Genomic DNA, 11,850 nt, shown 5'->3' with positions numbered 1-11,850 from the left:
ATTTCTGGAGCGCAGTGGTTAGCCAAAAATGTGAGTCAAATGCTCAAACTACGTTGCGCTTACCTCAACGAACTCCTATCTGTTTGATATTCTTGCAAAACCGGGATGCTCCCTAAAATGTAAAATGATTTGAATCAGAGGAACAGGGGTTCAATTTGCAGGCTGTCCAATTTGAGGAATCTTTGTAAGCTGCGCCTGCGACTTTCAGATTGAATTGGATAAGGCATTAACGTTGCCAGTAATTCCATACTGACCTGTTTGTGAGATTGCAGAAGATAGATCAACAGTTTTAGAGTCAGATATTCGGTATTTTTCAGTTGCTGTTGGAGATGGATTTGGTAAAATTGAGGAATCATTTTCAACAGGTGGGGCTTTTTAACAAACATTACCCCATCTTTTTTTACCGCAATGTGGCTAAATCTGCTACAGGTAGAGCTTTTGACGGGGTTGTCACCCCGTCAGATCTTGATCCCTTGATCCGTTAGTCCGCGCAGGCGGACTTCGTTTTTGTAGCCGCGAATTCCATTCGCCGGGGCTTAAATTGACACCGATGGGCATTGCCATGTCCCTACCAAGGTCGCCCGAAGGTCTCAATTGCGATATACTCCACCCAGGGAGAAACGCTATCCTAACTAATGACTGTTTGCATCAACTGCGTGCCTTCGGGAAGTTTGCCAGTACGCAACCATTCATCCATTTTGGCTGGAACCTTAGCAAGTTTTAGCTGCTCTCGCAGTGCAGAACCTTCCAAAACTTCTTTCTGTAAGAGGGTTTGCGCTGTTTCTTCCAGCAAGTCCCGATTCTTATCCAGAATTGCTAAGGCGATGTGGTGTGCTGCATCAATTGTTTCCTTTACCTCCCGATCGATTTCTTCAGCCACTTTGGGACTAATTGCACGACGGGGGTTGCTGTAACCTTCGATAAACTGTTGTTGTGTTTTCTCAAAAGCAACTGGCCCTAATTCATCGCTCATGCCGTAGAGAGTGACAGCACGTTCTGCCAAATCTGTTGCTTTCTGGATGTCGTCACTGGCACCTGTAGACACTTTACCAAAGATTATTTCTTCTGATGAGCGTCCACCTAAGAGAGTGGCAATGCGACCGCGAATTTCATCTTCCACCATCAAGAAGCGGTCTTCTTCCGGCATTTGCAGAGTGTAACCCAGCGCTCCCACGCCACGCGGCACGATGGAGATTTTCTCCACTTTACCGGCTCCTGGCATCATAGCGGCGATAATAGCGTGACCAACTTCGTGATAGGCGACGGTCTTTTTCTCAATTTCATTAAGTACGCGCGATCGCTTCTCTAATCCAGCAACAACCCGCTCAATTGCTTCGTTGAAATCTGCCATCACTACAGCATCGCGGTTCTGACGTGCCGCCAGTAGTGCAGCTTCATTCGCTAAGTTAGCTAGATCGGCACCAGCAAAGCCGGGAGTACGAGCTGCAATTGTTACCAAATCGACATCAGGAGCTAATTTAATACCTCTGACGTGGACGTTCAAAATCGCTTCTCTACCAATCTTATCCGGTCGATCTACCAACACTTGTCGGTCAAAACGTCCGGGGCGGCGTAACGCTGGATCAAGCACTTCTGGGCGGTTTGTGGCGGCGACGATAATCACGCCAGTATTGCCATCAAAACCATCCATTTCGGTGAGCAACTGGTTGAGGGTTTGTTCGCGCTCATCGTTGCCACCGACAAAACCATTCGCACCGCCGCGAGATTTACCCAGTGCATCTAATTCGTCGATGAAGACGATACAGGGAGCTTGTTTTTTGGCTTGTTCAAATAAGTCGCGGACTCGTGCAGCACCTACGCCGACGAATAGCTCGATGAATTCGGAACCAGAGATGCTGAAGAAAGGAACGCCAGCTTCGCCTGCGATCGCTTTCGCTAAAAGTGTCTTTCCCGTTCCCGGAGGGCCTACTAGCAGAACGCCTTTGGGAATTTTCGCTCCCAGTCGGGTGTACTTACCAGCGTTTTTCAGGAAATCTATTATTTCTAGCAGTTCCATTTTGGCTTCATCGACACCAGCAACGTCATTAAACTTGATGCCAGTGCTGCCTTCTGAGTAAATTCGCGCTTTACTTTTTCCTACCGTTAAGGCAGCGCCACCAGCACCACCACCCCGGTTCATCAACCAACCCCAGATACCAAAGAAAATTATCGGTGGAACAACCCAACTCAGTAGCGTTCCGATCCAGCCATTATTATTTGGTGCAGGTGCGGCAAAATCTACATTATGTTCGCGCAGAATTTTCGGCAAATCTAAATCGAGTGCTACTGGAGTGGTGACAAATACTTGACTCGGTGCAGATTCATTTGCATTGGCATCGGTTTTGAGTGAATACTCAATTCGATCGTTGCCAACAATCGCACGGTCAACTTTGCCACTTTGTACTTGATTGATAAAGTCGCTATAGGAAGCCTGCGGCAACCGAGGCCCAAAGCTAGGAATGATAAAGTTTAGCAGTACAAGGATTGTGAACAGAATCAGTAATCCGCCGCCAATTTGCCTCGGTCGGGAGGGTTTAAGCGATCGCTTTTTATTATTTTCAACAGGCATTGTAGATACGAACCTCTTAAATGTTTGCAAGAAAACAAGAGTAGCTTTCAGATTTCTACTTGCTGAAAGCTTTTTGCTGTCTTCGGGTGAGTAAGCTTTTAGAGCTTCGAGACTGATAATATGGTGAGGCTCTCTTAGCTATTGTAAAAAAGAGGATGCGTAAGTCTGGGTTCGGTGTCTACCCCTACAAACATCCGTATAGCCGTACTTTAGTCTTTATATATTAAGTTGTATGACAACTCAGGCTGGATTTGTTCTCAAGGTGCTACTTCTGTCAGCTGTGCTGTCGATTTTGATTAAGTATGCTGGGCCTTATATTCCTATTCCAGCAACAGGAGCGATGTTTCTAGGGAACGATCCATTACAAGCGATCGCGCTTATACTCGTCTTTCTTCCCACTCTCATCATGGCTTTTGCCCTCTGGCGGCGGGCATATCTTTATAAGGGGACTGGGGACTAGGGGCTGGGAATTAGGGACTAGGTAAGGCTTTTTCCCAATTCCCAATCCCCAATCCCCAATCCCCAGTCCCCAATCCCCAATCCGAAATTGGCATCCCTCCCGCGAAGCTAGGCGAAAGTTGCCGATATCGGCTAATCTAGCTGCATTGATCGGGAATTATAGCCTGAGATAGCTTTGAGGCGTCAACTTGTGAAACTAGGTCAGCTAATTGGCTTTTTTGCCATAGTCGTTTCTTTATATATCCTGTGGCAAATACGGGATTTGTTACTGCTATTGTTTGCTGCTATTGTGTTAGCCACTGCCTTGAATCGGCTATCCCTACGGCTGCAACGATCCGGAATGCAACATGGCTTAGCTGTGTTGTGTTCAATTGCTTTGTTACTAGCCCTGATTGTGGGATTTTTCTGGCTCATTGTGCCGCCTTTTGCAGTCCAGTTTGAAGAACTAACACAGCGGGTTCCTCAAGGATTTGAGCGCCTGAATAATTGGACTGATTACTGGAGAGAGCGTGTTCCTACCCAGCTAGTTCCGTATCTACCGGATGTGGACAGCATCAGCCAACAAGTGCAGCCTTTATTAAATCGGCTATTAGGAGGTTCGGTCGCGTTTTTCTCTAGCTCTTTGGGCGTTATCCTCAGGGTTTTGTTAGTGCTAGTTTTGACAGGGATGCTATTAGCAAATCCTCAAGCTTACCGCAAGGGATTCGTGCGGTTATTCCCGTCTTTTTATCGGCGGCGGGTGGATGGAATTTTGGATCAATGCGAAGTTGCATTGGGAAGATGGCTTGGTGGCGCTCTCATTAGTATGAGTGTAGTAGCGCTGATGAGTATGGTTGGACTGTCAATTCTGCGTATACCTTCACCATTGGCGCAAGGAATTTTGGCGGGGGTTTTGAACTTGATTCCCAATCTGGGCCCAACTATTAGTGTGATCCCACCAATGGCGATCGCGTTGTTGGAAGCTCCTTGGAAATCCGCCGCTGTGTTCGGTCTTTACTTTGCCATTCAGCAGATTGAAAGTAATTTTTTAACCCCCTACGTCATGGCTCAGCAGGTATCGCTACTGCCAGCTGTAACTTTACTTTCTCAAGTGTTTTTTGCCACCTTTTTTGGATTTTTGGGGTTATTTTTGGCACTACCTTTAACCGTCGTTGGTCAAATTTGGGTAAAGGAAGTATTAATCAAAGATGTTCTCGATCAATGGCGTAGCGATCGCAAAGAGGTTTTTGATGCCAAGGGTACAGATTTATCCGATGAAGCTGCTGAATTTGATCAAGAAACTGGGGTTTTGCCAGAAGCGAATCCACCAATCAATAACGAGCCGAATCTTGATGATGTGAGTGGCAAAGATAAAAAGTAGCAATAAATAGCGATCGCTATCATCAGCACTCCTCAATGAGAGAATAATATTGCTCTCTGAAATTGCACTCTTGGAATACGACAACACCTGTAAATATCTTGCCGAGAATTACCCAGCTGACTTTGCTAACTGGCTACTCAATGTTGATTCAGGCATCAAGGTAATCAAAACTGAACTGGGTTTAGAACCGATTCGCGCTGATTCTGTCACCTTCCTGCAAGTCGCTAACCAAATCTTGCACCTAGAATTTCAAACCTTGGCGCAATCAACTCCTCCCCTCGACTTCCGGATGCTCGATTACTACACGCGACTCAAGCGACAATATTGGTGTGAAATCGTGCAGGTGGTGATTTTCTTGCAAGCCACCACCTCAGAACTCGTCTTTAGACAGCAGTATGTAGACACGAACACCAGACACCAATATCGCGTCATCCGTCGGTGGGAAGAAGATCCCACCCCACTGCTGGCAAACCCTGCTCTCTTACCACTGGCAACCTTAGCTCGCAGCGACTCCCCGAGAGCTTTATTAGAGCAAGTTGCCGCTGGGGTCGCTACGATCGAGGGAACCGCCGAGCGAAAGAATATCCTAGCTTGTGCAGGGGTTCTGGCTGGTTTGCGGTTTAAAAAAGATTTGATTCAACAACTATTGCGAGAGGAAATTATGGAGGAATCTGTTATCTATCAAGACATCCTCCAAAAGGGGGAGATGAGAGGTCTGCAACGAGGCAGGGAAGAGGGCAGGCAGCAAGGAGAGGCGGCGTTAATTTTGCGGCTATTAACGCTACGGTTTGGTGACATTAATCCGGAACTGCAAGAACAGATTCGCGGTTTAGCTATCCCTCAGCTAGAAGATTTGGCGGAGGCGCTGTTGAATTTCTCCAGCCAAAGCGATTTAGTCAGCTACTTGGCGACTCAGGAGCGATAATTTCAACAGCAGCACATAACGTGAACCGCTCAAAGGGGTCGCCCCAAAGGGCGTCGCAATAGAGGAAACTAAGGATGAGCAATCCCACCCTTCAACCTTCCCTATGCGAACTATCGCCGAAATTAACGACAAGATCAGCCGCCAATTGGCTGTTGTGTGGACAACAGAAGAATTAAAAGCACGGGTGGCAGAGGTGGGAGTCACCCAAGCCGCGAAGGAAGTAGATGTAATTACCACTGGCACCTTTGAGCCGATGGAGTCATCCGGGGCGATTATCAACCTGGGACACACTGATCCACCGATGAAAATTCGCCGTTGTTGGTTGGATGGAGTGCCAGCTTACGCGGGATTTGGTGCCGTGGATCTGTATTTGGGTGCAACCGGGATGGTGGAATACGCCAGCACTGGTGAGGCACCAGATGGGGAAGAATCAAGAGAACGCGGCGGCGGTCATATCATAGAAGACTTGATTGCTGGTAAACCAGTGCAACTACGCGCCATCGGACAAGTTACAGATTGCTATCCGCGAGCGTCCTTTGAAACAACCATCACCCGCGACACGATTAACCAATTTTACTTATTTAATCCGCGCAATATATACCAAAATTTTATTGTAGGGGTGAATGGAGGCGATCGCCCTCTCTTCACTTACCTGGGCCCATTGCAGCCCCGACTCGCAAATGCCGTCTATTCAAACGCTGGGGCAATTTCCCCCCTCCTCAACGATCCCGACCTGCAACTGATTGGTATCGGCACCCGAATTTTTTTAGGCGGCGGCATCGGTTACGTTTCCTGGGAAGGCACGCAGCACTTCCCTTTACAAAAGCGCTTGCCAAATCGGACACCAATTGGCCCAGCAGCCACCCTTGCCTTGATGGGAGATGCCAAACAAATGAACCCCCGTTGGGTGCGCGGTTGCTACTTCAAAAATTACGGCCCTTCTGTAATGCTGGGTGTCGGCGTTCCCTTGCCAGTGTTGCACGAGCAAGTCGTCGCTAGTTGTGCAGTCCAAGACAAAGACATCGTAGCGCCAGTTGTCGATTTCTCGATTCCCCGGCGCGTCCGTCCCACCTTTGGCTTAGTGAGTTACGCCCAGTTGAAAACCGGACGGATCGCCATTGAAGGTAAACCCGTGCGGGTTGCCCCCCTCGCGTCTGTGTTTCTCTCGCGTCAAGTGGCGCTGGAGTTGAAGCAATGGATTGAGGCTGGGGAATTTACCCTCACTGAACCTGTTGCCCAGATTCCGATGGATCGGTCTTTTTTACCCCAAGACCGATGGGGATCTCAAATTTCCTTGGAATAGTCATTAAAGACTAATATCTCGTTCCCAGTCTCAGGGTGGTTTCATACAACCCTTAGAAAATATCGAAAATTGCGACATTTTTTTTGTAGGGGCATGGTAATCAAAAAGCCCCTACCGCCAGCCAAAATCAACGTTACAGAATTTTCTTTTAATAAATGAAACCACCCTCCTTTTATCGTTCCCAGTCCCAGTCTGGGAACGAGGGTTTGCTTGCCTTTTTACTTTTTACTTTCTGGAGGCGGTGTTGAGCGTTTAACTGGCTTTGGCAGGGGTTCCCGGCGTTTGGGTTGCGGGGCTGCTGCTGCTTGTCTGTCTCCTGCGGGACGCATGGGACGCTCTCGATTGCCTGTTGGTTTTCTGCCTGGAGGACGACCACCCCCGCCTCGGAACGGCTTCTTGCCCGGAATCTTCCTGGGAGGAAGACGACCAATATCTTTGCTCTCCTGAATCACCAGCTCGTTACCTTGCCGCTGCACTTGCACATCCATGAAGTGACCAACAGCTTTGTCTTGGACAATGCCCTTGAGTTTCAACTTAAAAAACTTGGGATTTTCCTCGTCCTTGCGGGGAGACTGCTTGATCTTGATGACGATGTCTTCTTCTTCTCGCGACTGATAAATCACCTCGCCACGAATGGAAAAATAACCATCCTTGGCTACACTTTCCTCGCTTTGAGCATCCGTTAGTTTGGTTGATTCTGCCTCAGACTCAGGCGGCGGTTGGTTCAGTCTTTCAGGCTCCCAGACACCCACGATTTGGACGTGTAAGTTGCCGTCTTCTTGTCGCATTCGGGGATAAACAACCCACAGGTGTTGTTGCTCTAAGTTCAGGTGATTTTTCACCAAACTCATAACTCGACCCAGTAGCACGGCATCGATGTCGGTTCCATCTGATGCCAGAAGCATTCCTCGCGTAAATTGCTCTTCGGAGGAGGTGTATTTACCCCGTACCAGGCCAATTGCCCGGTACTGCATGGGTTCGCTGGGCGGGGGAATTGGTTGCTGCCTTGTGGCAGTATCATCAGAGACAGGCACTTGTGTTGTTTCCGAATCGCTGTTCGGCATTGTATCGGCTGGTATTAGCGGATTGGGCGTTTGTGGTGGCTCTGGCTTGGGATCGCCAGAAGACTCAGGTAAGTCGGAAAACCGATTCACAGAAGGACTCATATTACTCCTCGCGGCGGAGACACATCCCCTTAGGGGGAGTCAGTCAGCTCATTGTACTGAATGCAGAGATGCGACTGGTAGATCCGCAATGTTTTTGCACGAAACTAAGCAAAAACTCCTATAGAATATCAAATTTGATGCAATGCTGCCACTATTTTAGAGCTTGGAGGCGGTGAGGCGGCGTGTCGTAAGTGCAAAAGTGGAAAATCCGTTTGTGGTCGATAATGTCAATAGAGTTCAATGCAGTTGTGTGTCCAAAAAACGCGGTCGCTGGTTAATTAATTTGGTATTGGTGCTGGGTGTACTGGTATTTGTAGGTGTGTCGATTATTCCGCTGGTAGGTATGGTTTTTGAGCAAAAGCCGCCTTCTACTGGAGCGACACCTGTAGCAACCCAGACGAGCCAACCACCTGTCAATCAGTCGGAATTAGAAGCTCAGGCGAAAGGTTATGAATTGGTTTTGCAGAAGGAGCCTGAGAATCAAACGGCGTTGCGAGGGTTGTTGGAAACGCGGCTGAAACTGCGCGACGTTAAGGGCGCGATCGCACCCTTGGAAAAACTGGCGAAACTGAATCCCCAACAGTCTGAGTACGCTGTCTTGCTTGCCCAAGCTAAACAAAAAACTGGCGATTCGGAAGGGAGTGCCCAAACTTATCGCTCGATTTTGACTTCTAAACCGGGAGATATTTATGCTCTGCAAGGTCTTGTAGGTCTTTTGCTCGAACAAAACCGTCCGGAGGCGGCGATAGGGCTGCTACAAGATACTTTGAAAACGGCGACAGATGTGAATCAAGTGCAGCCGGGTAGTGTGGATGTAACTTCGGTGCAGTTGGAGTTGGGTAAGGTTTATGTTGGGCAAAATCGTTTTCCGGAAGCGATCGCTATTTACGATGAGGCAATTAAGGGCAATAAGCAGGATTTTCGCCCTATCGTAGCGAAGGCTTATGTGCTTCAACAACAAGGCAGAACTGCCGAAGCTAAGCCTTTATTCGACACTGCTATTGCTTTAGCGCCAGCGGATGTCAAAGACCGAATTAAACAATTGGCTACCCAAACACCTACATCCACTAATTCTCCCGCCAACCCTCCCTCTAATGCTCCTAGTAGTGTGCCTACTATTCCACCACCTCAGCCCGACGAAACAAGAAACTAAAGAAAGCTAGGAGTTATGAGTTTTGCTAAGCCGGAGACTTTGAATCTCCGGACTTTTGAGTTGGCAAAAAGTTAGGATTTAGAAGCTGAAAACTAAAAGTTAGAGTTATTAACTCATAACTTATAAGTTTCTAAAATTGCCATCGCTCCAAAAACCAAAAACAAGCAGCCACCAATTCCTGTAATTATCCGTTCAGAAATTCGCCCTGCAATCATACGACCGCCCAAGACTGCGATCGCTGCACAAATACTATGCCCCAAAATCGCTCCAGCTGTGACACCCACCGCTGGATAGGATGCTGCCATCGCAATCGTAGCAATCTGTGTGCGATCGCCCCATTCCGCCACAAATGTCAACATAAAGGCTTCCATTACAATCGCCCACTGGCTTTTGTGTTTCGGCATTTTTAACTCAGCTTCTTTCACGGTGCTGAGTGCTTCTTCTGCTTCCGCACAGTCTGCTTCCGCTGGCATTTGGGCAGCATCGTAAAGTAACTTCACCCCAAAACCCAGAAACAATGCAATTTCCGCCAACTTAACATAATTCTGGGGTAGTAAAGACGCTACTTGTCCAACTAAAACAGAAAGTATCGTCATCACTGCCAAAGCCGCTACAACTCCAGTAAATACCAATCTTCGGGAGTGGCGCATTGCCAAAATCACAGCAATAAAAAAGGTTTTATCGCCTAATTCTGAAATTGTAATTAGTAATAAACCTGCGGTAAAAGCTGCCAGCATTGTCTCAAGATCCTCAGAATTTTCTACTTAAATTCCATCTGAGTGAGCTTGAGAAGACTATAAAGACCTCACCAAGCTCACATAAGATGTGAACTTAGTGAAGGTCTCGCTCCCAAGGCGGGAAACTTTAGCTGGTGCCACTACGCGCCGTGTCAAGTTTCTCTTTTCTTGTCACCTGAACCAGGCTTATCGCCAGTATGTTGATTCAGATGGGCTAGCAAACTCTTTTGCTAGCAGCTACTCCCCTTCATTATCAAGTAATTTTACCTCTATCTTAGACGAAAGGATAGTAGTGAAATTACCCAAATGAAATTTGGGACTGGGGGCTGGGGGCTGGGAACTGGAGGCTAGGTAAGACTTTTTCCTAATCCCCAATCTCTAATCCCCAATCCCTAATCCCCAATCCCCCCTAATACTTCCGTTCTTTTGGCTCAAACATGGTAATCGTCACAGGTTTATACTGAAGGTCAATCCCGGCGGGGGAATAGTAAGCCATCGTGTGCTTCAGGAAATTGCTATCGTCTCGCTCTTGATAATCCTCCCGGAAGTGTGCGCCACGACTTTCTTGGCGGTTGAGGGCAGATGTGAGAATTATCTGACCGACAATTATCAGGCTGCGGAGTTCCATAGCTTCGATGACTTCCGTGTTCCAGAGTTTGCCTTTGTCATCCAGGTAGATATCTTGGGATTGAGAAAGGATTTCTTGCAACTTTGTCAAGCCCTCGCGCATCAGTTCCTCGGTGCGGAAAACACCACAATACTTAGTCATGCAGTCTTGGAAGGATTCACGGACTTGGTTAATCCGGTATTGCCCGGATTGCTCTAGTAGCGCTTGGATTTTGCAGTGAGCTTCTAGCAAATAGGATTGCTCATCTAGATCCGGCAATTTGCGATTTTGGACAAATTGTGCTAACGAAGCGCCTGTTTTTCGCCCGTAAACGATACACTCAAGCAGGGAATTGCTTCCTAGTCGATTTGCCCCGTGAACGGAGACGCAAGCGGCTTCCCCGGCGGCAAAGAAGGCATCAACTAGGGTGTCTGTGCCACTACGCACTTGACCGCTAGTATTGACGGGGATGCCGCCCATTGAGTAGTGAACTGTAGGGCGGACTGGCATCGGCTGATTTACGGCATCGATACTCAGTAGGCGATGAGCTTCTTCCCAAGCGAAGGGAACCCGATTCATAATTTTTTCTCGCCCCATGTGGCGCAAGTCGAGATAGACAAAGGGGCCACCTGCACTACCATCAGGATGAATGCCGCGTCCGGCGCTAATTTCCAGAGCGATCGCGCGAGAAGTAATATCTCTAGGAGCCAGTTCCATGCGGCTAGGGGCGTAATTCGCCATAAAGCGATCGCCCTCACTATTGATCAGATACGCCCCCTCACCCCGCACTGCCTCGGAAATCAGCACCCCCACCGGATACAATCCAGTCGGGTGAAACTGCACAAACTCCATATCCTCCAGAGGCACCCCAGCCAGGGCAGACATCGCCAAACCATCCCCAGTCGAAGCATAGTCATTCGAGGTCGTATTATAAACGCGACCATAGCCGCCTGTGGCGAACATCACCGCCTTCGCCCGGACAACCTCAATTTGCCCATCTAGAAGGTGGTACATCACCACACCCTTCGCCTGGGCATCTTCCAAAATCAACTGCATCACGTACCACTCATCATAGATACGGACACCGCAACGACGCAGGTTATTAACTAATTCGTGCAGAATTGCGTGACCAGTCTTATCTGCTGCGTAGCAAGTGCGATTGTGAGAATGTCCTCCAAAAGCTCTTTGGGCAACGCGACCATCTGGCAACCGGGAAAACAGAACTCCCATGTGTTCTAGGTCAATTACCACATCTGGAGCCTCGCGGGTCAAGATTGCCACCGCGTCCTGATCCGCCAAGTAGTCCGAACCCTTTACGGTATCAAAGGCATGAGCTTCCCAACTGTCTTCGGCATCTACATTTTTCAGGGTTGCCGCCATGCCACCTTGGGCGGCGACAGAGTGGGAACGAATCGGGTGAGTTTTGGCAACGAGAGCTACACTCAAGCTGGGGTCGGTGCGGACAATCTCCAGGGCGGCACGACACCCCGCTAATCCACCTCCCACAATGATGACATCGTGTTCAAGCATCTTTGGTCTGATATCTGGAATTCCTATCTCTATGAGTAACG

The 11,850-nt window shown here is 48.4% G+C and carries 9 protein-coding genes; 5 read left to right on the top strand and 4 right to left on the bottom strand.

The window, feature by feature from the left end; all coding sequences use genetic code 11:
* Positions 1-628: 628 nt before the first annotated feature.
* A complete protein-coding gene (ftsH, locus tag NDI42_RS19905; RefSeq protein WP_190457663.1) occupies positions 629-2,569 on the bottom strand; it encodes an ATP-dependent zinc metalloprotease FtsH in 1,941 nt (646 codons plus the stop codon).
* Between the two features lie 232 nt (positions 2,570-2,801).
* Between ftsH and NDI42_RS19900 the strand changes: the two genes are divergently transcribed.
* From NDI42_RS19900 to NDI42_RS19885, 4 genes are all read left to right on the top strand, one after another.
* Positions 2,802-3,029 carry a hypothetical protein gene (locus NDI42_RS19900; protein WP_190457662.1) on the top strand — a complete coding sequence of 76 codons (228 nt, stop codon included), beginning with the start codon at positions 2,802-2,804 and terminating at the stop codon, positions 3,027-3,029.
* Between the two features lie 189 nt (positions 3,030-3,218).
* Positions 3,219-4,388, top strand: a complete 1,170-nt coding sequence (locus NDI42_RS19895; protein ID WP_190457660.1) for an AI-2E family transporter — start codon at positions 3,219-3,221, stop codon at positions 4,386-4,388.
* Positions 4,389-4,458: 70 nt separating this feature from the next.
* Positions 4,459-5,313 (top strand): DUF4351 domain-containing protein, encoded by an 855-nt coding sequence (locus NDI42_RS19890; RefSeq protein WP_190457667.1) that lies wholly within the window; start codon positions 4,459-4,461, stop codon positions 5,311-5,313.
* A 103-nt stretch (positions 5,314-5,416) separates the two neighbouring features.
* Entirely contained in the window at positions 5,417-6,616 is a 1,200-nt protein-coding gene (locus NDI42_RS19885; RefSeq protein WP_190457658.1) for a homocysteine biosynthesis protein, read from the top strand.
* A 218-nt stretch (positions 6,617-6,834) separates the two neighbouring features.
* Here NDI42_RS19885 and NDI42_RS19880 read toward each other — a convergent pair whose 3' ends face one another.
* Positions 6,835-7,782 (bottom strand): hypothetical protein, encoded by a 948-nt coding sequence (locus NDI42_RS19880; RefSeq protein WP_190457656.1) that lies wholly within the window; start codon positions 7,780-7,782, stop codon positions 6,835-6,837.
* 250 nt (positions 7,783-8,032) lie between these two features.
* Here NDI42_RS19880 and NDI42_RS19875 point away from each other — a divergent pair, with 250 nt between their 5' ends.
* Complete coding sequence (locus tag NDI42_RS19875) at positions 8,033-8,935, top strand: tetratricopeptide repeat protein (RefSeq protein ID WP_190457654.1); 903 nt, start codon at positions 8,033-8,035, stop codon at positions 8,933-8,935.
* A 113-nt stretch (positions 8,936-9,048) separates the two neighbouring features.
* On the opposite strand, the gene NDI42_RS19870 is transcribed toward NDI42_RS19875, so the two are convergent.
* Both NDI42_RS19870 and NDI42_RS19865 read right to left on the bottom strand, forming a co-directional pair.
* On the bottom strand, positions 9,049-9,672 hold the full coding sequence (locus tag NDI42_RS19870) for a TMEM165/GDT1 family protein (protein ID WP_190457652.1): 624 nt from the start codon (positions 9,670-9,672) through the stop codon (positions 9,049-9,051).
* Positions 9,673-10,081: 409 nt separating this feature from the next.
* Positions 10,082-11,809 carry a succinate dehydrogenase/fumarate reductase flavoprotein subunit gene (locus tag NDI42_RS19865; protein ID WP_190457651.1) on the bottom strand — a complete coding sequence of 576 codons (1,728 nt, stop codon included), beginning with the start codon at positions 11,807-11,809 and terminating at the stop codon, positions 10,082-10,084.
* Between the last annotated feature and the right edge of the window lie 41 nt (positions 11,810-11,850).

The organism is Funiculus sociatus GB2-C1, assembly GCF_039962115.1.
Classification (GTDB): Bacteria; Cyanobacteriota; Cyanobacteriia; order Cyanobacteriales; family FACHB-T130; genus Funiculus; species Funiculus sociatus.
The sequence above is the reverse complement of the archived record's forward strand: the minus strand, read 5'-3'. Positions and strand labels throughout refer to the sequence as shown.

Bases quoted from the DNA above. Each gene is read 5' to 3' on its own strand.
- NDI42_RS19870 (WP_190457652.1), bottom strand. From the start codon at position 9,672: ATGCTGGCAGCTTTTACCGCAGGTTTATTACTAATTACAATTTCAGAA.
- NDI42_RS19865 (WP_190457651.1), bottom strand. From the start codon at position 11,809: ATGCTTGAACACGATGTCATCATTGTGGGAGGTGGATTAGCGGGGTGT.
- ftsH (WP_190457663.1), bottom strand. From the start codon at position 2,569: ATGCCTGTTGAAAATAATAAAAAGCGATCGCTTAAACCCTCCCGACCG.
- NDI42_RS19885 (WP_190457658.1), top strand. From the start codon at position 5,417: ATGCGAACTATCGCCGAAATTAACGACAAGATCAGCCGCCAATTGGCT.
- NDI42_RS19900 (WP_190457662.1), top strand. From the start codon at position 2,802: ATGACAACTCAGGCTGGATTTGTTCTCAAGGTGCTACTTCTGTCAGCT.
- NDI42_RS19880 (WP_190457656.1), bottom strand. From the start codon at position 7,782: ATGAGTCCTTCTGTGAATCGGTTTTCCGACTTACCTGAGTCTTCTGGC.